Annotated in this window: 19 protein-coding genes; 15 read left to right on the top strand and 4 right to left on the bottom strand. The window is 73.7% G+C overall.

The genetic code is table 11. The features are described from left to right. The first annotated feature begins 613 nt into the window (after positions 1–613). Together C1701_RS23255 and C1701_RS23250 are read left to right on the top strand one after the other, a co-directional pair. Positions 614–1,561, top strand: coding sequence for an SDR family NAD(P)-dependent oxidoreductase (locus C1701_RS23255; protein ID WP_103056604.1), 948 nt, complete (start codon positions 614–616; stop codon positions 1,559–1,561). Positions 1,562–2,068: 507 nt separating this feature from the next. Next, positions 2,069–2,761, top strand: a complete 693-nt coding sequence (locus C1701_RS23250; protein ID WP_103056603.1) for an O-methyltransferase — start codon at positions 2,069–2,071, stop codon at positions 2,759–2,761. Between the two features lie 303 nt (positions 2,762–3,064). Here C1701_RS23250 and C1701_RS23245 read toward each other — a convergent pair whose 3' ends face one another. After that, on the bottom strand, positions 3,065–3,889 hold the full coding sequence (locus C1701_RS23245; protein ID WP_103056602.1) for a helix-turn-helix domain-containing protein: 825 nt from the start codon (positions 3,887–3,889) through the stop codon (positions 3,065–3,067). A 201-nt stretch (positions 3,890–4,090) separates the two neighbouring features. Between C1701_RS23245 and C1701_RS23240 the strand changes: the two genes are divergently transcribed. The 3 genes from C1701_RS23240 to C1701_RS27815 all read left to right on the top strand — a co-directional run bounded on the left by C1701_RS23240 (position 4,091) and on the right by C1701_RS27815 (position 7,927). Then, positions 4,091–5,089: an aldo/keto reductase gene (locus C1701_RS23240; RefSeq protein ID WP_030227238.1), complete on the top strand. Its 999-nt coding sequence runs from the start codon at positions 4,091–4,093 to the stop codon at positions 5,087–5,089. A gap of 301 nt (positions 5,090–5,390) precedes the next feature. Beyond that, on the top strand, positions 5,391–6,608 hold the full coding sequence (locus C1701_RS23235) for a M20 metallopeptidase family protein (RefSeq protein ID WP_026420636.1): 1,218 nt from the start codon (positions 5,391–5,393) through the stop codon (positions 6,606–6,608). Between the two features lie 563 nt (positions 6,609–7,171). Then, entirely contained in the window at positions 7,172–7,927 is a 756-nt protein-coding gene (locus tag C1701_RS27815; protein WP_337661899.1) for a metallophosphoesterase, read from the top strand. A gap of 29 nt (positions 7,928–7,956) precedes the next feature. On the opposite strand, the gene C1701_RS23225 is transcribed toward C1701_RS27815, so the two are convergent. Next, positions 7,957–9,363, bottom strand: coding sequence for an NAD(P)/FAD-dependent oxidoreductase (locus C1701_RS23225; protein ID WP_103056600.1), 1,407 nt, complete (start codon positions 9,361–9,363; stop codon positions 7,957–7,959). A 543-nt stretch (positions 9,364–9,906) separates the two neighbouring features. On the opposite strand from C1701_RS23225, the gene phzG reads away from it, so the two are divergent. Beyond that, a complete protein-coding gene (gene phzG, locus C1701_RS23220; RefSeq protein WP_103056599.1) occupies positions 9,907–10,575 on the top strand; it encodes a phenazine biosynthesis FMN-dependent oxidase PhzG in 669 nt (222 codons plus the stop codon). Between the two features lie 458 nt (positions 10,576–11,033). After that, positions 11,034–11,444 carry a peptidase inhibitor family I36 protein gene (locus C1701_RS27810; protein WP_337661898.1) on the top strand — a complete coding sequence of 137 codons (411 nt, stop codon included), beginning with the start codon at positions 11,034–11,036 and terminating at the stop codon, positions 11,442–11,444. Positions 11,445–12,107: 663 nt separating this feature from the next. Here C1701_RS27810 and C1701_RS23210 read toward each other — a convergent pair. Both C1701_RS23210 and C1701_RS23205 read right to left on the bottom strand, forming a co-directional pair. Then, the gene (locus C1701_RS23210) at positions 12,108–14,345 is read right to left on the bottom strand and encodes an FAD/NAD(P)-binding protein (RefSeq protein WP_026420641.1); all 2,238 of its coding nucleotides are present in this window, start codon (positions 14,343–14,345) and stop codon (positions 12,108–12,110) included. 29 nt (positions 14,346–14,374) lie between these two features. Next, positions 14,375–15,556: a pyridoxal-phosphate-dependent aminotransferase family protein gene (locus C1701_RS23205; RefSeq protein WP_103056597.1), complete on the bottom strand. Its 1,182-nt coding sequence runs from the start codon at positions 15,554–15,556 to the stop codon at positions 14,375–14,377. A 386-nt stretch (positions 15,557–15,942) separates the two neighbouring features. Between C1701_RS23205 and aepX the strand changes: the two genes are divergently transcribed. The 8 genes from aepX (at position 15,943) to C1701_RS23165 (ending at position 25,244) form a co-directional block, all read left to right on the top strand. Then, positions 15,943–16,755, top strand: a complete 813-nt coding sequence (gene aepX, locus C1701_RS23200; protein WP_026420643.1) for a phosphoenolpyruvate mutase — start codon at positions 15,943–15,945, stop codon at positions 16,753–16,755. A 12-nt stretch (positions 16,756–16,767) separates the two neighbouring features. Then, positions 16,768–17,787, top strand: a complete 1,020-nt coding sequence (locus C1701_RS23195; RefSeq protein ID WP_026420644.1) for an NAD(P)-dependent oxidoreductase — start codon at positions 16,768–16,770, stop codon at positions 17,785–17,787. Continuing rightward, complete coding sequence (locus tag C1701_RS23190) at positions 17,784–18,821, top strand: zinc-dependent alcohol dehydrogenase (RefSeq protein WP_337661897.1); 1,038 nt, start codon at positions 17,784–17,786, stop codon at positions 18,819–18,821. Before C1701_RS23195 ends, C1701_RS23190 begins: the two co-directional genes overlap by 4 nt. Before the next feature lie 7 nt (positions 18,822–18,828). Next, positions 18,829–19,929, top strand: a complete 1,101-nt coding sequence (gene argC, locus C1701_RS23185; protein ID WP_026420646.1) for an N-acetyl-gamma-glutamyl-phosphate reductase — start codon at positions 18,829–18,831, stop codon at positions 19,927–19,929. Beyond that, complete coding sequence (gene pgk, locus C1701_RS23180; protein ID WP_103056596.1) at positions 19,926–21,158, top strand: phosphoglycerate kinase; 1,233 nt, start codon at positions 19,926–19,928, stop codon at positions 21,156–21,158. Before argC ends, pgk begins: the two co-directional genes overlap by 4 nt. Position 21,159: 1 nt before the next feature. After that, positions 21,160–22,281, top strand: coding sequence for an iron-containing alcohol dehydrogenase (locus C1701_RS23175; RefSeq protein ID WP_016699876.1), 1,122 nt, complete (start codon positions 21,160–21,162; stop codon positions 22,279–22,281). Positions 22,282–22,365: 84 nt separating this feature from the next. After that, a complete protein-coding gene (locus C1701_RS23170; RefSeq protein WP_337661896.1) occupies positions 22,366–23,943 on the top strand; it encodes a nucleotidyltransferase family protein in 1,578 nt (525 codons plus the stop codon). Then, on the top strand, positions 23,943–25,244 hold the full coding sequence (locus C1701_RS23165; protein WP_051314391.1) for an MFS transporter: 1,302 nt from the start codon (positions 23,943–23,945) through the stop codon (positions 25,242–25,244). Before C1701_RS23170 ends, C1701_RS23165 begins: the two co-directional genes overlap by 1 nt. The last annotated feature ends 268 nt before the right edge of the window (positions 25,245–25,512 follow it).

Below are 25,512 nucleotides of genomic sequence, written 5' to 3'. Positions count from 1 at the left end.
CGGGTGCCACCGGGTCCGGACCGAGTCACCCGCCCGCCCGCCGGGGCGGTCCTCCCACCCGGTCGCCGGCGGCGGTGCTGGTCGGCGGGAGCGGTCCGACCGTGGGGTGCCTCGCCCACCCGGGCGGCTCCGGCCAGTCACCGATGCTCGGGGCGGGGCGTGTGGTGGCCTGCCGTCCGCCGCGGTCCCGCTCGGCAACGTCCTGAGTGGACGACGTGTCGCGGCCTCCCGCCGGCTCGGTGGGTACCGGCCTGGTCCTGTCCCCGGGTCCCGGCGGGCGGGGGTGGCATCCGTTGCCGGTGCGAGGCCGACCGTGGACCGGGGAGGGAACGGAACATGGTGGCCCCCGCGGGAAGGCCGGCCTCCGCCGCCGTCCCAGCCGGTGGCCGGCGGGATCGCGCGGACCCGACGCCGGGGGTGGCGGGCTGGTCGCCCCTCGGCCCACCGGTCGGTGACGGGGGCGGGGTCGTGCCGCTCCACGGACCCCTTGACTTCACGAGCCAATCCTCGTATTTTTTTGCGAGCAATTAGTCGCGTTTCTTTCGGTGCGTCCGAGTCCGCGCTGGACCCGTCCGCACCAGCCCCGCGACCAGGCCACAGGAACCGGAGGACCATGACCAGCACGCACACCTCCCGCACCACGGGTGCCGCCACCCACAGCAGGCGCGCGATCCTGGGAGCCGCGGCGGGGGCCGGAGCGCTCGGACTGGGAATGCTCGGCGCCGGCTCGGCGAACGCCGCCGGCAGCGGCACCGCCACGGGCCGACGGGGGCGCTTCCGGGGCAAGGTTGTCCTCGTCACCGGCGGCACCTCCGGGATCGGCGAGGCGACCTGCGCCGCCTTCGCCGCCGAGGGCGCGCGGGTGGCGTTCTGCGGACGCCGGGAGTCCCACGGCCGCGCGGTGGAACGACGCATCCGCCGAGCCGGGGGCCACGCCGTCTACCTGCGGGCCGACGTACGCGACGCCGACTCCACGCAGGCCTTCGTCGACCGCGCGATCGAGAACCTCGGACCGCCCGACATCGCCTTCAACAACGCCGGTGTGCAACACACCGCGCCGCTGCACGAGATGACCCTCGAGCAGTGGGACGACACGATGAACACCAACACCAGGGGGACCTTCCTGGCGATGCGGGCGCAGTTGCCCCCGATGATCGCCCACGGCGGTGGGCACATCATCGTGAACTCCTCGGTCGGTTCGGTCGTGGGCCGCCCCGAACTCTCGGCCTACCAGGCGAGCAAACGCGCCCAGGAGGCGTTGGTCCGCTCCGCGGCCCTGGAGTACGGCGGCGCCGGGATCCGGGTGAACGCGATCCTCCCCGGCATCACCGACACCGCGATGATCCGGCCACCCGGGCTCGACGACGCGCTCTGGGAACAGGCGAAGGTGGGCCTGGGCCAGCTCAACGTGGACGGCCTCGGGCGGATCGCCACGCCGGAGGACATCGCCTCCGCCGTGCTCGCGATCGCCTCCGAGGACTTCTCCTACCTGACGGGGGTCTCGATCCCCGTCGACGGCGGTGTGGCGGCGGGTCGACCGATGCGCATCCCGCCGCTGTGACCTCGGGTGCACGGCGCGGGCGATGAGCGCGGAGGGCACCGCCGCCAGGCCGTGGAGGGACCGCGACCGCGGGCCACGAGCCCCCGGTTGGGCCCGCCCGGCCCGGCACACGGCGTGCAGGGCTCGCGCCCCCTCCACGGACGCACACCTCGGGTCCACGGGAGCCGGGGCGGCGGCGCGGGGACCGGAACCAGCCGACCCGCCCGCGCACCCGTGAGCGGCCCCCAGCTCCCGTCGACGTCGGTACCAGGAGCCGACGAGCGTGTCGCGGAATCGTCTGACCAGTGAGGTGCCAACGAGGCGGTCGGCACACCACCGCCCACCACGCGCGGTACGCGCGGAGACCCGTCGTCGCCGGCCGGACGGGCGGCTCGACGAGACCCGGGCGCGGGCACGCGGACCACGGACGAGCGGGTCAGGGCACCCGCTCGCTCCTGCTGCGTACCCGGCCACCGCACCGGCGGCCCGCCCGCCTCCGCCACCCGCACAGTCGACGAAGGAGCCTCGATGAACTCACTGACGTCCGCCCGCGTCGCCCAGGTCCTCAGCCGCCTGCACCGGGAAGCGGACGCCGCGGACAAGCCTCTGATCGACGGCCTCTCCGGTGGGGATCTGTCCGAGGAGGACCTGATCCGGCGAACCCTCGAGGAGGAGGGCCGGGACTACCGGGCGTTGTACCGCCGGTACGCCGACAACTACTTCTGCGTCTCCCCCACCTTCGGGCAGTTCCTCTACGTCTGCGCCAGGATCGCCGGCGCGAGGCGGGTGGTCGAGTACGGCACGTCCTTCGGCGTCTCGGCGCTGTACCTGGCCGCGGCGCTGCGGGACAACGGGGGCGGACGCCTGATCACCACCGAGCTGGAACCCGGCAAGGCGGCCTACGCACGGAGGAACGTCTCCGAGGCGGGCCTGGACGACCTGGTGGAGTTCCGCATCGGAGACGCGTTGGAGACGCTGCGCGACGACCTCGGTGGGCCAGTCGACCTGGTGCTGCTGGATGGCGCCTTCTCCCTCTACCTGCCCGTCCTGCGGCTGGTGGAACCGCGTCTGCGACCCGGCGCGCTCGTCATCGCGGAGAACGCGCTGGACGCGGTGACCGACTACCGCGAGCACGTGCGGGACGCCCTCGGCGGGTACCTGACCCTGACCGTCCCCGTCGACGGGGGTCGGGGCAACGAGCTGTCACTGCGCGTCGCCTGACCTCCGAGGACCCCGCCGTGCTCCGCGTGAGGAGTCACCGCGCGGCGGGCGGCCCCCGTGCGGCCAGGTCCGCCGGCCGGAGGTCCCGAGTGGACCGGACCTGGTCCTCGCGACATCCGACTGGTCGCCCGAGCAGCTGGAGGTGCCATCAGAACGGAGAGCCAGCCGGCGACCAGGACAGGTATCGGGGGCCGCCGTGGACGACACCGCCGGTCGCATCCGGCACCTAGCCGTGCAGCACGCCGTGCCCTCCCTCTTCGGCCACCGACGGCCCCGAGCGCCGCGGCCCGAGCTCGCCTGGCGCTACGCCGCGGGGTGGTCCTCCCGCTCCACCGCCGCCGGGTCCGGGAGGTAGACGAGCAGCGACTGGCCGGTACCGGGCAGGGACAGGCGTTCGTAGGCCATCGTGATCTCGTGGCCGCCGATCCTCCACCGTTCGGTGCCGGTCGCGCTCGGCAGACCCGCCGACGCCGCGTACCGCTCGGCGAACTCCGCGCCGACGGTGGCCGCGAGGTCCCCGACCAGCGCGGCGGTGTCCTGGTCGCCGAGGTCGGCTGAGGCGCGCAACGCGGCCACCCGGGCGTCCGCGACCACCGGCCAGTCCGGATAGGTCAGCCTGGCCCGGGGGTCGGTGAAAAGGTATCGGACCAGGTTCGGTCGGGGGTCGTCGAGCAGCCCGGTCGACGCGACCAGCTCCCGGAAGCCGGCGGTGTGGGCGAGGACGGTGGTCCGCGCGTCCAGGACGAGGGCCGGCGCCGGTTCGAGCTGGTCGAGCAGGGCGAGGAGCGTCGGGCGGACCGGCGCGACCGGCGGGGGCGGGGTGGCTGGGCTCGGCGTCCGGGCGCACGCCATGTCACTCGACTTCGCCAACCGGTGCAGGTGCGCGTGTTCCTCCGGGGACAACCGCAGCGCGTCGGCGAGCGCCCGCAGCACCGGAACGGAGGGATGCCGGTCGCGCCCCCGCTCCAACCTGGTCAGGTACTCGACGCTGATACCCGCGAGATCCGCGAGTTCGGCTCGGCGCAGACCGGGGGTGCGTCGTCTCCCGCCCGGGGAGATGCCGGCGGTGGTGGGTGCGGTGGCCTCACGGCGGGCCCGCAGGAAGGCCCCCAGAACGTTCTCGGGCATAACGCTTCATCCTAGGGTCGCCAGCGGGCCGTAGCGGGGCCCTGGGAGGGTCTCCCTCACGCCGGATCCCCAGGCCAGGGTGTGTGGGATGAACGATTTCCACGAAGGACCACGCAAGCCGCGGCGGTCCCGCACAGCCGAGGAGCACGCACGAGCTCCCCGTCCGATCGCACCGCCGAGGTCGAGGAGGTGGCGGTGACCATGCGGTACCGACTGTTCGGGCGGACCGGACTGCGCGTCTCCGAGGTCGTCCTCGGGACGATGATCCTCGACGACGAGCGGGAGCTGCGGCGGGTCCTGGACACCTACGCCGAGGCGGGCGGCAACTTCGTCGACACGGCCTCCTGCTACGGCAGGAGCGAGGATCTGCTGGGTGCGGTGCTCACCGACCGCGACCGCTTCGTCCTGGGCACCAAGTACACGGTCTCCCACGACCGGGACGATCCGAACGCCTCGGGGAACCACCGGAAGAACCTGGTGGGTTCCCTGGAGCGGAGCCTGCGACGGTTGCGCACCGACCACGTCGACGTCTACTGGGTGCACGTTTGGGACCGGCACACGCCGATCGAGGAGACGATGCGGGCCCTGGACGACGTCGTCCGGGCCGGCAAGGTGCTCTACGTGGGGGTGTCGGACGCCCCGGCCTGGCTGGTCGCCCAGGCGAACACCCTGGCGGACTGGCGGGGTTGGACCCCGTTCGCTGGTCTCCAGGTCCCCTACAGCCTGATCTGGCGGGACGCGGAACGGGAACTGCTGCCGATGGCCGAGGCGTTCGGCATGAGCGTGACGGCGTGGGCGCCGTTGGGTGGGGGCGCGTTGACGGGCACCTCGACGCGGGCCGCCCCGGAGTCGCTGTCGGCGAAGGATCGCCCCGTCGCCGAGGCCGTGTGGGCGGTCGCCGGGGAACTCGGCGTCTCCGCCGCCCAGGTGGCGCTCGCCTGGACGCGGCGGCGGGCCCCGGTGCTGCCCATCGTCGGGGTCCGCGACGCGGACCAACTGGCGAACAGCCTCGGCGCCGTGGACCTCGTGCTGCCCGACGACGTGGTCGACCGCCTGGAGGCGGCGACCGGGTTCGAGGCCGGTTTCCCCACCGACTTCATCAGCCAGTGCGAGACCGACCCGTTCGTCTTCGGGAACACCGCGCCCGCCGTCGGGGGAAGGCCGCGGTGGACCGGCTCGCAACCGGCTGGCGACAGGTGACCGGCTGACCGCCGGCCGCTATCCGGCATCCGTCCGGTATCCGGTATCCGGTATCGGACGTCGGGGCGCGGCTGGGCGCGTCCGAGGAGTCGACCCCGCACGAGGCCCTGCCCGCTCCCGGGGCGCGCCGGCGTCCGGTCCGCCGTCCCCGGGGGCGGCTGGCCGCCAGCGCGGCCCGGACCGCGCGGTGCTCGCGGCCCATCCGCCGGTCACGGGTACGCCGTCGTGCCCCGTGCTTCTCGCCGCCGGTCCTCGGTGGAAGGGTGGGGGAACGGGGGGCGCGACGGAACCGGAGGCACTGATGACACCCACTCCGAGGCGGCTGGTCGTCGACGACGCACTGGCCCGGGACCTGATCGGGTTGCGACGGGCCCTGCACGCGGACCCCGAGGTGGGCCTGGACCTGCCGCGCACCCAGCGGCGGGTCCTCGACGCGGTGGACGGGCTGGGGCTGGAGATCACCACCGGGGAGCGGCTGGGGTCGGTCGTCGCGGTCCTGCGTGGCGGCCGTCCCGGTCCGGTGGTCCTGCTGCGCGGCGACATGGACGCGCTTCCGCTGGACGAGCTGACCGGGCTGACCTTCGCCTCGACCAACGGGGCGATGCACGCCTGCGGCCACGACCTGCACACGGCCGCACTGGTCGGCGCGGCCCGGCTGCTCGCCGGGGTCCGGGATTCCCTCCCCGGGACGGTCGTGTTCATGTTCCAGCCGGGCGAGGAGGGCTACGACGGCGCGGGCGTCATGCTCGACGAGGGTGTGCTGACCGCCGCCGGCGCGGAACCGGTGGCGGCCTACGGGGTGCACGTGGCGGCCGACATGCCGCGCGGGGTGCTGACGAGCCGGCCGGGGCCGATGATGGCGGCGTTCGGCCGGTTGGACGTCACGGTCCGGGGCAGCGGCGGGCACGCTTCCCGCCCGCACCACGCCCTGGATCCGATCCAGGTCGGAGCCGAGGTCGTCACGGCGCTCCAGACCCTCGTCACCCGCCGGTTCGACGTGTTCGACCCGGTCGTGGTGACCGTCGGGGAGTTCCACGGCGGTACCGCGCCCAACATCATCCCCGACTCGGCCCGGCTGCGGGCCGGTGTCCGCTGGTTCAGCGCCGACAATGCCGCGCGGCTGGGCAGGGAGCTGCCCGAGCTGGTCAGGAGCATCGCCGTCGGGCACGGTCTGACCGCCGACGTCACCTTCGAGGAGGTCCTGCCCGCGACGGTCAACGACGCCGGTGAGGCCGAGTTCTACGCGCGGACGGCGGTCGGTCTCTTCGGGGCGGACCGGTACCGGCACCTCGACAACCCGCTGACGGGCTCGGAGGACTTCTCCCGGGTGCTGGGCCGGGTCCCGGGCTCCTACGGGTTCCTGGGGGCCGCGCCGGCCGATCCCGGTGGGCGGCCGGCGAGCAACCACTCCCCGCGCGCGGTGTTCGACGACGGGGTCCTCGCCGACCAGGCACTGTTCCTGGCCACGCTGGCACGCGACCGCCTGCACCGGGAGCGGGAGGAGGGCGGGGCTGGCTGATCCGGGCGCGGTCCGGCGGACGTCGAGGGGTGTCCGCCGCGCCGTCAGGGCTCCGCCGGGGGGTGCGGGAGGGAGCACGTGCCCGGCGCCGAAGTCCCTCCGGATGGCCGGTGCGCGCTGCTGCTCCCGACGCCCGCGCAGCCCCGGGAGCAGGACGGCGGAGGTCGCGTCCCCCTCGTTTCCCGGCACAGTTCCCGGGCGCTCGTCGTGCGGTCGGCTCCGGACGCGGCGGACCGCCCGTCGGGGTGGGTGGGCCGAGGTGTTCGCCCACCGCGGACGGCGTGCGCTCGCCACGGGACCGGCGGAGTCGTGACGGATCCACCCACGCGCCGGCTCCGGGCTCTCCCCGCGAGGACGCGGAACGCGGGCTCCGGACGCCCGGTCCGGACCTGGTGCCGCCGGGGGTTGAGAGGATCGTCCACATCCGACCTCCTGGGGCGTCCGGTCCTGGTCCGCCGCGCGCGGCGCCGCGTACCGTCCGTGGCAGGACGCCCGGGTCAGGTGGGTGCTGGTCCTGCTGGGCCTCTCCCGTGTGGCGCGGGGTGGAACAGCGAGGAGGACCCGTGTTCGTCATCGCCCATGTCAGCGATCCGCACGTCGACGGGAGCGCGGAACGCGCGGAGCGGGTCGCCCGGGTCACCCGCTACCTGCGGGGCCTCACCCGGCCGGTCGACGTGGTCCTGCTGTGCGGGGACATCGTGGACTCCGGCCGCCGGGAGGACTACGAGGAGGTCCTGGCCCTGTTCGCCGGTACCGCCCCCGTGTTGGCGCTGCCCGGCAACCACGACGACCCCTCGGCCCTGTCCGCCGCGCTGGGCGACGAGGCGGGGGCCTCGTCCGACTCGCCGCACCGGTGCGTCGTCCTCGGCGGGGTCCGGTTCGTGCTGCTGGACACGACCGTGCCGGGCGAGGTGGGCGGGGCGCTCGGCGCCGAGGGGCTGTCCTGGCTGGACCGCACGTTGGCGGACCCGGGGGCCGGCGCGACACCCACGGTGGTCGCGACACACCACCCGCCGGTCCCGGTGGGCCACCCCTTCGTGGACGGCGTGGCCCTCGCGGACTCCGCACCCTTCGGTGAGGTCCTGTCCCGGCATCCCGCCGTCGTCGCGGTGCTGGTCGGGCACGCTCACACGGCTGGGGCGAGCACCGTCGCGGGAGTGCCGGTGCTGCTCGGACCCGGCGTGGCGTCCACCCTGGTGCTCCCCTTCGAGTCCCGGCCCGGGGACGACGCGGTGGTGACCTCGGAGGCGCCTCCGGCGCTCGCCCTCCACCTGCTCACCGGCCGGCACCTCACCACCCACTTCCGGGTTCTGGGCTGAGGGCCGAGCGTGCCCCCTCCTCGGCCCGTTCAGCGGGCGGTGGACGTCCCGACGGGGAGGTTCGCGGGCCGGAGACCCAGGCGGGGCTCCTGGACCAGGTAGAGACCGGCGACCGCCTCGTCGGGGGCCATCGGCGGGTTGTCCTTGGACGTGTTGTGGTGGGTCAGCGGGTTCGCCGACCCACCGTCGCGTCCGGTGAACCGGTTGGCGATGAACTCGTAGGCCTGGTCGGAACTCGCGTCGGCCAGGTCCTCGACCCCGGCGACGATGTTGAGGAAGGCGTCGTGCAGCCGCAGACCGTTGCGTTCGGCCCGGGTGAGGGTCTGGGCGTTGTAGAAATGGTCGTCGCTGGCCCGATGCGCCTCGTAGAAGAGGGACACCAGAACGAGGAGCCGCTGGTAGGAGTGGCGGTAGACCTGTTCGTAGAAGCGCAGGGCGTCGGGTTCGGCGACCTCACCGCGCAGCACGCTGCCGATGCTGGCCGCGCCGACGAGGCCGCTGAAGTTGGCGAGGTGGACGCCGGTGGACAGCAGCGGGTCCAGGAAGCAGGCGGCGTCCCCGGCCAGCAGGTACCCGGGCCCGCAGAAGCTGTCGGCGACGTAGGAGTAGTCCGTCTCGACCTTGATCTCCTCCCCCATCTCGGCGCCCGCCAACACCTCCACCGCCAACGGGCACTGCTCGACGGCGGCGAGGTAGAGCGACCTCAGGTCGGGGTGCCGGGCGCGTTGGTCGTCGAACCAGGTCTTCGCGGACACGTAGCCGACGTTGAGGACGCCTCCGCTGAGCGGGATCAGCCAGAACCAGCCGCCCGGCGCCGAGCACACCGCCACCGCGCCCCTCGGGCCGCGCCCGAGGTCCTTGGCGCCCTTCCAGTAGGACCACACGCCGATGTTCTTGAAGACCTCGTGGAAGCGACGGTTCCTGAACCGCTGCCGGGACAGCACGCCGGCGCGGCCCGAGGCGTCGACGACGAAGTCGAAGTCGACGTGCCGCTCCTCGCCACCCACCCGGTAGCGGGCGGCGACGGCCCGGTCGCCGTCGAACTGGACATCCCGGACGGAGGCCTCCTCGATGACGCGTGCCCCCACGCTGCGCGAGTGGTCGAGGAGGATCTTGTCGAACTCCGAACGCTCCACCTGCCAGCTGTACTTGTCGATGCCGTCGAGGTGGCTGAAGGGGAGGTCCCACTTCTCGTCCCCCCACTCGAAGTAGGAGCCGTGCTTGCGGACGAAACCGGCCGCGTCCACCTTCTCCCGAGCGCCGAGCAGGTCGAGGATCCTGAGCACCGACACCGGGAGTGACTCGCCGATGTGGTAGCGCGGGAAGCGTTCGCGCTCGAGCACGGTCACCTCCACGCCCTCCCGGGCGAGCAGGGTCGCCGTCGTCGATCCGGCGGGTCCACCGCCGATCACCAGCACCTGGGTCTTCTCGCGCACAGTCGATCTCCCGTTCTCCGGAGTGGCGTTGTCGTGGCCGGGAAACCGTGGTCTCGGCCTCCCAGGTCGCGGTCCGCCCGTCGTCGGCGCCCCGGCCCGGAGGTCGACCGCTCGGGTGAGCGGGCGGCCGGGCCGGGGGCGGGACGAGGAGCGGCGCCCCTCCGTCCGACGAGCGGCGGGAGGGGCGGTGGTCGGAGTCGTGGCGGCCGAGTCCCGCCGAGGACCAGCGGGCGCCGCCTCCCGAATGGTAGGCGGATTCCGTTGCTCTTTTTTGGAGGAATTTCTAAGGCGGTTCGACGGGATACCCCGAGTGCCGCGGCGGCACCCTCCGGAACCCCGTTCGGCCACCACCACCCGGGGGCGGCCGCTGAGCACCCGATTCCCCGGAACCGCCGTCCGACCCGACCGGAAGTGTTTCCGCGAACCATTCTGGCGCCCACTCCCGACGGCACCCGCCCCTTTTCCCCGCATCACCCGCTCGTGCGATCATGCGGATTCGGGAAACGCACCGGGTGCCGGTGCGACGAGTGCGGGAGGCGATCGGTGAGTGACACCACCCAGGCGGGCCGGGTCGAGGAGTCCCGCCCCGCGAACACCCTGAGCGGCGACGAGAGCCTCGTCCTCCCCGAGTTCGACGTACCGCCAGCGGATCCGTTCGTCCTGTTGCGCCGGTGGATCGCGCTGGCCGAGGAGTACCGGGTTCGGGAACCGCTCGCCGTGTCACTGGCCACGGTCGACGCTGCGGGACGCCCGTCGAGCAGGGTGGTCCTCATCAAGGAGGTCGTCGACGGTGGCCTGGTGTTCACCAGCCACACCGGCAGCAGGAAGGGGCGGGATCTCGCCGTCCAGCCGTGGGCGTCGATGAACTTCTACTGGCGGGAGTCCCTCCAGCAGATCACGCTGGCGGGTCCGGTCGAGGCCCTCCCGGCCGCGCGGTCCGACGAGCTGTTCGCGGAACGGCCGCTCGCGGCGCAGGCCACCACGGTCGTGTCCGCGCAGAGCGCTCCGCTGGCGGCGGAGGGCGAGCTGCACACCCGGGCCCAGGAGCTGATCGAGGCCGGTAACGCGCTGCCCCGGCCGGCGGGGTGGGGTGGCTACCGCCTCCTGCCCACCGAGATCGAGTTCTGGCAGGGGAAGGCGAGCAGGTTGCACCGCCGCCTCTCCTACTCCCGGGAGAACGGCGGGTGGTCGCACCGCCGCCTCCAGCCCTGACGCGCGGGCGGGACAGCGGCGGGAACGGGCAGGTCCTGAGGTCACCTCCTCGGAGGTGACCTCGTCGCCGGCCGTCCGGACCTGCCTGGCCCCTCGCCCGACGCCTCTGTCGCGTCATCGACCGCCGCGCGGGCCGCCGGGTTCCGCTGCGGGGTGACCAGTCCCACGGCCCGGCGGACGGACGCGTCAGCCACGCCACCACCGGGTCGCCCCCGCGTCCCGGCCCCGGAGCGGGCGCGGCCCAGCGCGGACCGGGCACGGGAGGAGGACACCTCCCCGTCATCCGGAATTCACGACCACTAGTCGCCCCTCTAAGGGGTAATCGAATCACTTGTTCCACCTCCCCGGTTTTCCTAGGTTTTGGGCAGGGGATTTCCGCCGGACAATGGTTCCGTCCTCGACGAGGAACCACCGGTGGTCCCGTTTCCTTTTCTACCCCTTTCGTGTGGAGGTGTTTCGTGAGGAAGTCCGCGAGAAGGTCGTTGACCACCGCGATCGGTGTCGCCACGGTCGTCGTGGGTTCGGCCGTCGCGTCCGGGGTGGCCGCCGCCGCGCCCGGGGGCACTCCGACGGCCGTGGTTTCGAGCACCACCGGAGCCTGCGAGTTCAGCGGGACGTTCTGCGCCTGGGACGAGACGGGCTTCCAGGGGACCCGGTTCACGGCGATGGCGTGGAACACGGACGCGGGCGCGTGCGTGGACCTGGTCGAGCACGGGTGGGGGGATCGCATCCGGTCGGCCGTCAACACGCACGGCCGGCAGGCGGTCCTGTTCGAGGGCACCGACTGCACCGGGGCCCAGCTCCCCGTCCGCGGCGGGTCGAGCCTGTCGTCGGTGGACTTCCCGGCGAACAGCGTCCTGGTGCACTGAGCCCAGCCCCGCCCGAGTCGTCGGCCAGCACCCGAGTGGCGCCGGGTGGGAGTCCCCACGGCTCCCACCCGGCGCCCCGCGCTCGCCGTGCGGTCGGCGGTCGGCTCGCTCCCCCTCCCGATGCCCGACCTCGCGCGACGCCCGTGCCGGGCATGCGGGACGAGGACGCCCCGAGGAACGTCGGCGGCTCCGCCCAGGGCGTTCCCCGACCGCCACGCGCCCGGCCGGGGCGATCCGCCACTGCCCGATGGCTTGCCCCTCGGCCAGGCTCTCGTGCTCGCCGTCGACATCGACCACCCACCCGCCCGGGGAGGGGAGGTCCGGCGTCTCTGGGATGGCGGACCCCGCCTGATCCGCCGGGTGCGCCGCACCGGACCGGCCACGGCGTGCGTCCACCCCCGGGCCGCACCCGACGGAGGACATCGCGGACGCCGCCGAGGGGAGCGGACCCGACCGCCCCGGAGCGCCCGCCTCGGCCAGCGCCCCCGCGCGGCGGGGAACCGCTCCCCCGCTCGTTCCTCCTCGCCGTGACCATCGGCGACCCCACCTCGGGGCCGCCGGCACTCCGGACCCCGCCCCGCGCTCCGGCTTGGCGGGGCCGGAAGGTCAACCAGGCCGCCCCGGCCCGCCCCCGGCGGAGGACGCGGGCCCGCCAGCACTGGGTCAGCCGACCGGTGTCGCGACGTCCTCCTCGGCCACGGGTGCGCCACCCCGGGGCAGGAACTCCCGCAGCCAGGTCAGCACGTCCCGCATCACGTGGTGGTTGTGATGCGGGCGCAGCGCGCCGAGCTGGAAGAACATGACGCCTTCGCTGGGTGGCCCGAGGAACGTCAACCGCCGGTCGACCGTCCCGTCCCGTCGCACCGGGTGGAAGTCGACGGTGAGGTCGAGACCGCCCGGTTCGAAGTGGTCCCCATCCTCGGCGGGGTTGCGCCACTTCCTCACCAGCCCCCGGTCGAGGAGCCGCCGGTACAGCGGTGCGGTGTCCAGTTCCGGGTCGAAGGAGTGCACCCGGGCGTCGACCAGGACGTCGAGTTCGCGGACCGCGCCCGTGTGGGGGCCGTTCACCTGGAACCGGCCGCCGGGCCCTCCCGCGACCGTCACGTCCGGGCCGACCGAGACGTCCACGATCCCGCACTCGACCAGTGCGAGGATCTTCTCCATCACCTCGAGGGCCGCGCCGTTGGCCAGCCGGTTGTGGTGCCGCATGTAGACGGTGAGGAACTCGCGGTGGGAGGCGGCGGTCAGACCACCGTAGTCGACGGCGTACCCCAGCACCGGCCGCAGGTCGCGCCACACCCCGTCCGCCGCGGCCTTCGCCGGGTTGGTCAGGTTGTCCTGCTCCGCCCACAGGTGGTCGCGGCGCATGAACTCCACCACGGCCGCCTGGTAGCGCTCCGGCGAGGTGCGGTCCGCCGGCGGCACCGGGGAGATGGTCGACCGCCAGTCGAAGAGGTTGTCCGACAGCAGCGGCTGGTGACCCCACGGCCGGCGGGCCCGAGCGAACTCCTCGGCCAGGCCGGCCGGGTCGTCCACCCTGGCCAGCAGGGCGTCCCGGGCCACCGGTCCCACCGTGACCTCGAGGAAACGGGACAGGGCCGCGTCGAGGGACCAGCCGTCGGTGGCGGCGCGCGCCTCCACGTGCGGCACCGTCCCCTGGAGCACCCCGTCGATGAGCGTCACCGCCGCCCCGAGGACGGAGGAGACCGGGTCCAACAGCGCTTCCGGGGTGCGCGGTCCGGCCGGGTTGTCCAGGGCGGTGTCCACTGTCGGTCCGACGGCCTCGGCGAGGCGACGACCGACGTCGGGACCGAGCAGGGTCACGTAGTACAGGTGCGCCATCTCCAGCAGCACCAGCGGGAAGAGGTGTTCGGTGAAGTCGAGCTGCCGCTGCGCTCCCGTCAGGCCCACCGAGGTGGGACGGCCGACGCTGGCCCGGAGCCGGTCGACGGCGGACTCGGTGAGGAAGACGCCTCGGTGCTCGAACCGCTCCAGGTCGACCTGCTTGGCGTTGTAGGGCCGGGCGAAGGTGAACAGCCCGGCCTCGCTGACCGGGACGATCGTCGCGGGTTCCCTCCCGGAGGGCTGGTAGGTGAGGCGCCCCTCGGTCCTGTCGAAGCGCCCGCCCCTGCCCTCCGTCAGCCAGAGGATGACGTCGATCGTGGTCAACCCCATTCCCGCGCAGCCGACCGCGCTGCCCGGCGGCGCGACCCGCTCGGTGAGGGTGTCCTCCAGCGGGTAGGCGGTGGGGACGAGTTCGACGTCGTGGTCCTCGGCGAACCGCAGCAGCGGTCGCAGCCGGGCGATGCGGGAGGCGTCGTTCCAGGAGTGGCCGGTCAGGAAGAGCACCGAGTCGACGGTGACCACCTCGGAGGAGCCGGGACCCCCGTCGTCGTCGACGGCGCGGACCTCGACCTCCAGCCGCTCGCCCCGCTCGGTGACGTCGAGCACCTCCGCCTGGTGGAGGTGCACGTCCACGTGGGGCTGTGCCCGCAGGATGTCGACATACCAGCCGAAGACCTCACGCAGGGCGAGGCCGTGGACGTACCGCTTGGGCCAGTCCTCCTTCGTCACGTCGAACACGGGGTCCCCGGTCTCGTCGAAGCGGCGCCGGCACCACTCGTACAGCGTGGGCCGCAGGCTCGGCTCCAGCAGGGGTCCCGCGTCGAGCACGCTCTCGTCCGCGGCGAAGGCGACCTGGCCGACGATGCGGTTCAGGAAGCTCGTCTCCGGCTGGGTGTCGCTGTGCACGGCTCCCGCCCCGAACCGCCCACCCCGGTCGAAGACGTGGATGTCGAGCGCCAGCTCGTCGGCCAGGTCGGGGAGGGTGGCGGCGAGCCGTTCCACCACGTAGGTGCAGGTGGGTCCCGCACCGACCACCGCGAGTCGGACCTTGCGCATGTCGCGTCCTCCTTGTTCGAGACGTCCGCTCAGGCGCGCGACGTCGACGGCGTCGCGGCGCCGGTCGGGTGCGGCGCGTCCAGGGCCGCGTCGAAGGCGGCGAGGAACGCGCTGATCTGGTCGGTGGTGAGCTGCCCCATGGTCGCGATGCGGCAGACGCGCCCCAGGCGCGGCGGGCAGCCGTAGATGACGAAGCCGTCGGCCTTGAGCCGGTCGTGCAGGTGCTGGTACTCGACGCCGTCGGGCAGCCGGAAGACGGTGACCGAGCTGGCGCGGTGCCCGTCGGGCACGAGGGGTTCGAACCCGTGGCGGGCGAGGTGCGTCCGCACCCGGTCGGCGCGCTCCCGGTAGCGCCGGGACCGCACGGCGACCGTTTCCTCCAGGGTCAGGTCCAGGGCGACGTCCAAGGCGTACAGCGCCTGGACGGCCGGGGTGAACAGCGGCGCCCGGTCCCGGTCCTGCGCGACGTGGTGGGCGCGCAGGTCCAGGTAGTAGGTGCGGGGGCGCACCTCGGACAGCCCGTCGAGCGACGACCGGGGGGCGCACACGAAGCTGGTGCCCGGCAGCCCTTCCAGGCACTTGTTGGCCGTCCCGACGCACCAGTCGACGTGGTCGGCGACCACGTCGAGCGGTTCCGCGCCCAGGGTGCTGATGGCGTCGACGATCAGGGACCGGTCGTGGCGGGCGACGATCTCCCCCAGTTCGGCCAGCGGGTTCAGCATCCCGGTGCTGGTCTCGTGGTGGACCAGTCCGACGTGGCTGATCGTGGCGTCCTCGGCCAGGGCGGCGTCGACGGCGGCCAGGTCGATCGGCTGGCCCCAGCCGAACTCGAGCCGCCGCACGGGGATCCGGTGCGCCTCGGCGATGCTGGCGACCCGCTCGGCGTAGTGCCCGTTGTGCGGGACGAGCAGGGTTCCGCCCTCGGGTACCACCGAGGAGATGACCGCTTCGAGCGCGGCCGTCCCGGAACCCGCGAGCAGGACGCTGGTGTGGCGTTCGTCCCCGCCGCAGACCGCCGTGGCCTTGGCCCGCACGGCGTCGAGCAGCTCCGCGGCCTCCGGCTCCCGATGGCAGACGTCGGGGTAGGCCAGGGCCGCGCGCACCCGGTCGTGGACGTTGACCGGGCCGGGGTTCAGCAACACCTGGTGCGGCGGCGGGGTGGTCCTGGCGGTGGCCGCGGTGGCCGGGGTCTCGGTGGCGCGGACGGTCATCGGTTTCCTCCGTGCGGGCGACGTGTCCCGGTGTGGGCCGTTCGGAACTCCCGGGGGGTGATCGCCGTCGGGAACTGGGCGCCCTTCGACGGCAGGGCCACTCTGCCAGCGCGCGTCGTGGGATCACCACACCTGTTGGACCTCCTTCTAAACCGTTCCGCGAGATGTTGATCCACCAACCACCGAGCTGGCATACATTCCTTCTCGATCCCGTTGACGGAAATCGGAATCAGACGAGTACGGCGTCGGCGCCACCCGGTGCCGTCGTGACGGCGGCTGCGAGAAGGACTATGACGAGCGTGCGGGAAAACGGAACGGACACCGGGACGTCGAGTCGCGCTTCGCGACTGCGGACGATGATTCGGGAAAAGGAACTGACGTATCTCATGGAAGCCCACGACGGGCTCTCCGCGAGAATCGCGGAGGTCGAGGGTTTCCAGGCCATCTGGGCGTCGGGCCTGTCGATGTCCACGGCGCTGGGGGTGCGGGACAGCGACGAGGCGTCCTGGTCGCAGCTGCTCGGCGTGGTGGAGGCGATGGTGGAGGCGACGACCGTCCCGATCGTCGTGGACGGCGACACCGGCTACGGCAACTTCAACACCGCCAGGCGGTTCGTGGCCAAGGCCGAACGCCTCGGCGTCGCCGGGGTGTGCCTCGAGGACAAGATCTTCCCCAAGATGAACTCCTTCGTCGGCGACTCCCACACCCTCGCCGAGGTCAGCGACTTCACGGCGAAGATCCGGGCCTGCAAGGACTCCCAGCGGAGTTCGGACTTCGTGCTGGTGGCGCGGGTGGAGGCGTTGATCGCCGGCCGGGGTCTGCCGGAGGCCCTCGACCGGGCCCACGCCTACCACGAGGCGGGTGCCGACGCGATCTTCATCCACTCCCGGCGGTCCGACGCCACCGAGATCCTGGACTTCTGCCGTGAGTGGGGGGAGCGCCTCCCGCTGGTCATCGCGCCGACGACCTACGCGAGCACGCCGTCATCGGAGTTCCAGGCCGCCGGCGTGTCGGCGGTGATCTGGGCCAACCACAGCATGCGGGCGGCGGTCAGCGCCATGCGCCGCGTGTGCCGGGAGATCTTCGCCAAGCAGAGCGTGCACCGCACCGAGAGCGAGCTGGCCTCCCTCGCGGAGGTGTTCGAGTTGATGGAGTACTCCGAGATCGACGAGGCCGAACGGCGCGCGTACCGCGTCTGAGGGGAGGCCACCATGACCGTGCCCACAGCTCCCGACGACCACGGCGGTGGTGGGCCCCGCCCCACCGTCCTCGTGCTCGACCCGATCGCGGACAGCGCGATCCGACGGCTCCGGGAGGACTTCACCGTCGTCGTCCGCCTGCGACCCGAACCCGACGTGCTGCGGGAACTGGTCGGCGACGCCCACGTCGTCGTCCTCCGCAGCGGCGTCCGGCTCCCGGCCGCCGTCTTCGCCGCGGCGCCGTCGCTGCGCCTGGTGATCCGCGCCGGGGTCGGGACCGACAACATCGACATGGTCGCCGCGGAACTCGCCGGTGTCCGGGTGGTCAACATCCCGAACGCCTCGGCGCAGGCGGTCGCCGAGCTGGCCTTCGGCCTGCTGCTGGGGGTGGTGCGGCGGGTGGCCCTGGCCGACCGGCAGGTCAGGGGTGGCGCGTGGCGCAAGGACGACCTGCTCGGGGTGGAGCTGGGTGGGCGGACGCTCGGCATCGTCGGGGTCGGCGCCATCGGGTCCCGGATCGCCCGCATCGGGGCGGGTTTCGGCATGCGGCGGCTGGGGACGGTCGGCCGCCCCGGTCCGCGTCGGGCCGCCGAGCTGGCCGAGCTGGGCGTGGTCCTCACCGAACTGCCCGAGCTGCTGGCCACCTCGGACGTGGTCTGCCTCGCCCTGCCCCTGACCGAGGACACCCGGGGGCTGATCGGGGCGGCGGAGCTGGCGATGATGCGCCGGGACGCCGTGCTCGTCAACGTGGCGCGGGCCGGGGTGGTGGACGAGGACCACCTCGTCGACGCCCTGCGGGCGGGCCGCCTCGCGGGCGCGGCGACCGACGTGCCCGCCGGTGAGGGCCGCACGCTCCTGCGGGAACTGGACAACGTGGTCATCACCCCGCACATCGGGGCGATGACGGTGGACACCCAGGAACGCATCGGTCAGCGGGTGGTGGAACTGGCCACCGAGGAGTTCGGGGGAACAGCGCCCGGGGCGTTGCCGGCCGGGGCGGCCGTCACCGCGGGCGGCGGGGTCCCCGGGTGACCACGGCGACCATGAGGGCCGCCGTGCTCGACGGGGTGCGGAGCATCCGCAACCGCAGGGTCCCTATCCCGGCGATGGGCCCGGCGGAGCTGTTGGTCCGCGTGCTCGCCAGCGGTGTGTGCGGCTCCGACCTCGCCGCCTACCGGGGCACGCACCCCTACAAGACCGCCCCCGTCGTGCTCGGGCACGAGCTCTGCGGGGTGGTCGAACAGGTCGGTGCCCAGGTGACCGGCTTCGCCCCGGGGGATCTGGTCTGTTCCGCCGCCTTCTCCCCGTGCGACCGGTGCGCGGCGTGCCGGGGCGGGGCGGCGCACCTGTGTTCCGACCGCGCGAACCTGAGCCACCGGGGCTGGGAGGGTTCCCTCGCCGAGTACGTCGTGCTGCGGGAGAACATGACCTTCCGGCTCGCCGAGCACGTCGACCCGGTGGCGGGCGCCCTGGTCGAGCCGCTGACGATCGGCCGGCACGCGGTCGGTCTCGCGCGTCCCGACCCGTCGGTGGCGGTCCTGGGCTCCGGGTCGATCGGCCTGGCCTGCGTGCTGGCCGTGCGCCGGTCGTGGCGGGCGACGGTGACCTGCGTGGACCTGGGCCCCGCCAAGGGACGGCTCGCGCGGGCGGTGGGCGCGGACCGCTACGTGGACGCGGCCGAGGAGGACCAGGCGGCCGTAGCGGAACGCGCCGGCCCGGCCGGTGTCACCTTCGTCGCCTCCGGCCACCCGGGAGTGCTGGACCAGGCCGCGGCGATGACCAGGCCGGGTGGGCAGGTCGTGGTGGTGAGCTACTTCCCCGGCCCGGCGGCGGTCGACGCCAACGCGCTCGTCCGCCGGGAACTCACCGTGACCGGGTCCGCGCTGTCCACGCCCGAGGACTTCGCCGAGGTCATCGGTTGGGTGGAGCGGGGACTGGTCGATCCCCGCGCACTGGTCACCCACACCGTCGAGCTGGCGGAGGCGGCGGAGGCGTTCGCGTTGGCGGACCGGGCGGACGGGACCGTCGGCAAGGTCGTGATCAGGACAGGGACGAGGGAAGGGTGATGTCGCGGTGACAGGCAGGCTGCGGGTCGGGGTCGTCGGGGCCACCGGCTGGGCGGGACGGGAACTGTGCCGGCTGCTGCTGGGCCACCCCGAGGTCGGTGAGATCGTCCCCGCCGCCAGGGACACCACGCGGTCGTTCGCGGCCGTCCACCCGAACCTGCTGGGCAGCGGGTTGGAGTTCGTCCACCTCGACGCCCTGGTCGAACGGGCCGGTGCGCTGGACGTCGTGTTCCTCTGCGTCCCGGCGGGCGAGGCGATGGGGATGGCACCCGAACTGCTGCGCCGGGGTACCCGAGTCGTCGACCTCAGCGCCGACTTCCGGTTCCCGGACCCGGCGCTGTACGAACGGATCTACGCCCGCCCGCACAGCAGCCCGGAGCTGCTGCCCGAGGCGGTGTTCGGGGTGACGGAACTGGTTCGCGACCGCCTCCCCGAGGCCCGCCTGGTGGCGAACCCGGGGTGCTACGTCATCTCGGTGCTGCTGGGGTTGCTGCCCCTGGCCGAGGAGGGACTGCTCGGGTCCGCCGGCTCCGTCCACGTCCACGCGGTCAACGGGACCACCGGGGCGAGCGCCAAACCCACCCGGGACCTGCACCACGCCGAGGTGTTCGGGTCGATGCTGCCCTACAGCCTGGAGGGCCACCGGCACAGCGGGGAGCTCGAGCTCCACCTGGGGCGCCTGGCGGGTGGACCGGTCGACGTGGTCATGAGCACGGCGCACGGCGCCTTCGCGCGCGGCATCCTGGCCCAGATCACCGTCCTCGTCCCACCCGAGCACCGCGACGGGCTGAGCCGGGAGGCGCTGACCGCGCGGTACCTGGGCCGGTACGGCTCCGACCACTCCGGGGAACACTTCGTGCTGGTCAACGACCTGGAGAAGCGGGGAGGCGCCAACGCCAAGGAGTACGGCGCCTACCCGAGGTTGTCCAACGTGGTCGGCACCAACTACTGCCACCTCGGCGTCGACCACGACCCGGCGCGGTCGGTGATCAAGGTGGTGTCGGTGATCGACAACCTGGGCAAGGGGGCGGCGGGGTCCGCCGTGCAGAACATGAACGTGATGGTGGGGCTGCCGGACACCACCGGGCTCCGGGCGTACGCGCCGTGACCTCGGGGGCCTCCGCGATCCCACCGGGGCTCGCCGGGGTGCGCCTGCTGGCGGACGAACCGCTCGCCGCCGGTCAACGGTGGATCTTCTCAGCCGGTTTCAACGTCGCCGACGGGCCGGGCGGCCTGGGCCGGGTCGACACCGAACTGGCGGACCTGGCTCGGCTGAGCGGGGCCGGCGCCCGGGTCGCCCTGCTGACCCACCAGGGCCGGCACGCGGACGGCAGCGCCCGGCACCTCGGTGACCTCGCCACCTACCTGGGCGGCCGGTTGGGCTGCCCGGTGCGGTACCTGCCCTGGTCGACCGGCCCCGAGGCGCGGGCGGCGGCCGCGGCGCTCCGGGACGGGGAGATCGCGCTCTTCGGCAACACGCGGCTGCACGCCGGCGAGGAGCGGAACGACCCGGACCTGGCCGTGGAGTTCGCCGCGCTCGGGGAGCGGGTGGCGATGGGTGGGTTCTCCAAGGCGCACCGCCGCCACGCCTCCACCACCGGCCTCCTCGGTCTGCTGCCCGGCTGGGCCGCCGACAGCCTGGTCCGGGAGCTCACGCTGCTCGGACCGTGGGCTGGCCGCGATCCCACCCGGTTCTCGGTGGCCGTCGTGGGCGGGCGCAAGCAGGAGAAGGTGGAGGTCGGCCTCCGCCGGCTGGGCAGCGCCTACGACCTGGTCATCCCCGGCGGGGCCGTGCTGAACTGCCTGCTGGCCGCGCGGGGCCACCCGGTGGCCGAGTCGGTGCTCGGCGACTCCCCCGCCCGTGCGGTGGAGGTCGCCGCCGAGGTGTTGGCGGCGGCCGCCCCCGACGCTCTGCACCTGCCCGAGGAGGTCGCGGTGGCCCGGCCCGACGGTTCCGGGGGGTACGGCGAAGCCCGCTGGCTGCGGCTCGACCCGCGCCGCCCGGCCGACGGCGTGCCCCCGGGGTACGCCGTCGTCGACTTCACGGTGCTGCCCTGGGCGCTCGCCGCCCTGGACCGGCTCGTGGGGGGCGGGGGGCGCGCGGTGGTCGCGGGTCCCCCCAGCGCCTACCGGGCCGGGCACCGGCGGGCCAGCGACCAGGTGTTGACCCGGCTCGCCGGAGCTCGGGACGACGTGGTGCTGCTGGGCGGGGACACGGTGGCCGAGCTCCCCTGGTCCGGGCCGACGTCGACGGGCGGCGGCTCGGCGCTGCGGTACCTGGCCGAGGGCGGTTGCGCGGTGCTCGACGCGCTGCGGGACGACGACGACGGGAGATGAGATGCTGACCTTCGACCACCTGGTGCCGACCTCCGTGGCCTTCGGCAGGGGCCGGTTGGCCGAACTGGGGGAGATCACTTCGGCGCACGGCCGCCAGGCCCTGCTGGTGTGCGGCCGGACGGCCATGCGCCGACACGGGGTGCTGGACCGCGCCCTGCACAGCCTCACCTCGGCCGGGGTGTCGGTGGTGCTGTTCGACGGGGTCTCCCCCAACCCCCTGGCGGCGGAGGTGGACGCGGCGGCGCGGCTGGCCAGGCGGGAGAAGTGCGAGGTGGTCGTCGGTCTCGGTGGGGGCAGCGCGTTGGACGCGGCGAAGGCCGCGGCGGTCACCGTCCCGCACACCTCGGTCCGCCCGCTGATCGGGTCGGTGCTGCCCAGGACCCCGGGGAGCCTGCCCGTGGTGGCGGTCCCCACGACCGCCGGCAGCGGTTCCGAGGTGACCAAGGGCGCGATCATCACCGACGAGGCCGTCTCCTTCCGGTCGGGTGTCCGGGGCGACGACCTCTTCCCCGTCTCCGCGATCGTCGACCCCGACCTCCTCGTCAGCGCCCCCACCGCCGTCGTGGCCGACTCCGGGTTCGACGCCCTCGCCCACGCGGTGGAGAGCTACGTCGCCCGCCGGGCCAACCCGATCAGTGACCGGTTCGCCGAGGCGGCGGTGGAGCTGATCACCGAACACCTGCCGAGGGCGGTGGCCGGTGAGACCGGCCCGGAGGTGCGGGAGGGGCTCGCGTTGGCCTCGCTGCTCGGCGGGTGCAACGTCGCCACGGCGAGCACCTGCCTGCCGCACCGGCTGCAACAGGGCATGGGGGCGGTGCCCCGGGTGGACATCTCGCACGGCCGAGGACTGGCCTGCGTGTACCCGGCCTGGATGGAACGCGCCTATTCGCACGCCCCGGAACGGTTCGACCGGTTGGCCCGGTTCGTGGCGGCGGATTCGGTTCCCGACGCCGTCGGCGAACTCACCAGGAGAATCGGTATCTCGTCCCGGCTCACCGACCACGGATTCCGGAAATCCGATCTGGACTCCCTCGTCTCGGGGGTTTCGGGAAACCTGGCCAACGATCCGATCGACCGGCCCGACGCCACCCTGGTCGAGGAACTCTACGCCGCGTCGCTGTAGTCGGGCTCCACGAACATTGAGCGATTCTCCAACACCTCACCGCACCAATTGACCGCGTCCGCCCCGCCGGGGAACGCTGCGACGGTGAGCTCCGGGAATTCCCTCGTGGACGCGCTGGCCTGGTCGGCCGGCGGGGACGTACCGCGTCCCACCCTCGATGACGTCGACACGACCGCCTTCGCCCATGCGCTGCACGCGCACCGGCTCGACGCCCGGTTCCTGCATCGGGTGCGGGTCGAGTCGGTGCGCGTGCCACCGGACCTGGTCTCGGCGCTCACCGACCGGCTGGCCGGGATCCGGGCCGCGATGGACCGGCGGGCCGCGTTGGCGACGGTCCTCGACGAGGCCACCGCGGGCCGGGACCGCTCCCGCTCGATGGTCCCCCTCAAGGGGTTCACCCTGCTCGCGTTGACCGGCGAGGAACGCGCGGTGCGCCACAGCGGCGACCTCGACGTCGTCGTCGCAGACCCGGCCGGCTTCGTCACCTCGGCCGACCGGTTCGGCCTGGTGCCGAAGGGCCCTCGGGAGATCCTCGACGAGTACGCGCGACTGGTCGCTCCGGAACACGGCATGGTCGAGGTGCACTCCTACTACCCGGTGCCCAGGTGGCGCACCAGGACGACGCCGGAGGACTGCGACCCACGAGCCCACCCCGGTCAGTGGGTGCACCACGAGACGTTGGGGGAACACCGGATCCTGCACGGCGACCTGGTCGACCACCTGGTGGAGGGCACCGGGATGCCGGGTGCGCCCCGCGTGCTGCGCCCGGAGGCGGCGGTGGTGGTGCAGGCGTGCCACCTCTACGGCGACTACATCCGCGCGGTCCTCCCGGTGCCGCTGGGCACCGTGCGCCTCGACGAGATCGCCGCCGTCGCCGACATGTGCGCGCTCCCAGGGTTCGACGTCGCCGTGTTCGCCGAGCTGGTCACGCGGTTCGGCGCCGAGGACGTGGTGTCCTTCGTCCGCGCGCTCTCCGTCGACCTGCTGGGCCGGGACCCGGTGCCCCCGGGCTGCTCCCTGCCCGCGCCCTCGGACCGGTTCTTCCCCGTGGACCTGTGGTGGGACGGTGTGGAGGGGTTCCTCGTCGACCCCGGTTGGCGGCCGGCTGAGCTCGTCGTCCGCACCCGGGAGCACGAAGAGGTGCTGGCGGCGATCGGGGGCTCCACCGTCGCCGTGCCGCGCTCCTCGGAGCCGACGAGGATCAGCGTGGGCGCCGGGACGTCCACCGACCTGGACCGCAGCGTGTTCCGCCCTGGCCGGACCGGGCCCTTCGACGTCGTCGGTGAGCTGTCGGCCGACGACGGGGCGCTGTCGGTGGTGCTGTCCACCCCCGCCGCGGCCGACGGCCACATGACCGCGTTGTCGCTGAACTTCGGCGACCACCGCTTCGAGTTCTTCCACACCGCCGCGACCGGCGAGCTCCGGTTCGACGACTACTCGCTGACCTCCCCGGCGGACACCGAACCGGTCGGCCGCTCGGCGGAGCGCACCGGTGGCCGGGACGTGCTGCGGGTGCGGATCCCGTGGCGGCGGTTGGGCGGCTGTCCGGGGCCGGGCCGGGGGATGGTCCTGCTGGCGGGGATCCGCCGGCAACGCCTCGGGTGGGCCGAGACGGACGGCGCCGCGATCCTCCCGCTGCGGCTGGACGTCGGACCGGCCTGATGCGCGGGACCCGCGTCGGGCGCGCGCTGCCGGCGGCGGTGGGGATCGGGCTGCTCGCCAACGCGACCTTCACCGGCCTGGTGAGCGTCGCCCTCCCCCTGTTCCTGGCCGACCGTGGAGCGGGCAAGGGCGAGATCGCGTTGTTCTTCGTGCTCAACGCCCTGGCCGCCGCCGTGCTGAACCTGACCGTCGGCCGGGTGCTGCGCCGCGGTTCCTCCCGGTGGGCGGTGGCGGGCAGCGCCGGGGTCTCCGCCCTGGGCCTGGTCGCGCTGGCGGTGACCGCCGAGACGGCGGCCCGCTACCCGGCGGGCATGGCCGTGATGGCGATGAGCCTGGTGTACCCGCAGTACGTGGCGATGGCGCACCACTACTCGTCGCGTTCGGTGGCGCGGACGGTCAGCTCCCTGCGCATCCGGTACGTCGCCGGGTACGTCGCCGGCCTCGGGGTGTTCGCGGTGGCCGCCGAGGCGGAACGGGTCACCACCAGCCCGCTGCTGGGGCCGGTGGGGGTGGCGGTCGGCCTGGCGTTGCTCAACGTGGCCGTCGCCTGGCTCCCGCTGTCCGGACGGCCGGCTCCCGAGCGGCAGGCGGACCAGGTCGGTCCGGCGGCGGCCGGGGCCCGGTGGCGTCCCTCCCGGGCGCTGGTGGTGACGGCGGCGATCGCGGTGTTGTCGCTGCGGGCCGCCGACAGCCTGCGGGGCGTGTACCTGCCGTTGTACGCCAACGACGCGGGGATCGGTTCCAGCGGGGTGTCCGCGCTGTTCGCGGTGACCGCCGTCGTGGAGTTCGCGGTCCTCGTGCCGATCGCCGCCGCCAGCGACCGGTTCGGCAGCAGACCCGCGCTGGTCGTGGTCTCGCTCGTCGGGCTCGCGTCGTTCCTCATGATCGTCGTCGACGCCGGCTACCCCGTCCTGGTCCTGTCCCAGGTGGTCTACGCGGTGTTCGCGGCCGGCTTCCAGAGCATCGGTCTGGTGATCCTGGGGGAGGCGCTGGCGTCGGGCATGGGCGGCGGGGCCGCGCTGTACACCGCGCTGGTGCAGGTCGGTTCCACCGTCGGCATCCTCGCACCGCTGGTGGTCCCGGGGTACAGCCCCGCCGTGTTCCTGATCGCCGTGGGCTTCTGCGCGCTGGCGACGGTGCTCCTGCTGGTGGGCCGCCGACCCACCGCCTCCTCCGATGGCGCGGACCCCCCTGGCGCGGACGACGGAGGACAGCCCGATGCGGACTCGGCGACGCGGTCCCCCGGCCGCGGACGGGGGCGGCCCGCCGCGCCGGCCCGCCACCCGGCGGACCCGGGATGACGCGCCACCCGGGCCCCGGTGTCCCCGACATCCACTGCTGGTCCTCGGAGCCCGGGGGGCGGATGCGGCAGCCGGTCCGCTCCTGCCCAGCCGACGGCTGGCGACCGGAGGGCGCGACGCCGTCGGTCGCCCCACCCGGCTGGTCCGGCGGTGCCACGGGGACCGTGCCGCGCGGGCGTGCGGTCGGCGACGAACGGCACCGGTTCGCCGGGCGGTCCTCCTCGGCGACGACGGGGACATGGCCGCACCGGCCACTCTGGACGGCCGA

It is taken from the genome of Actinoalloteichus sp. AHMU CJ021 (genome assembly GCF_002895405.1).
Lineage (GTDB): Bacteria > Actinomycetota > Actinomycetes > Mycobacteriales > Pseudonocardiaceae > Actinoalloteichus_B > Actinoalloteichus_B caeruleus.
Note: the sequence above shows the minus strand (reverse complement) of the source record. Positions and strands in the feature narration are given on the sequence as shown.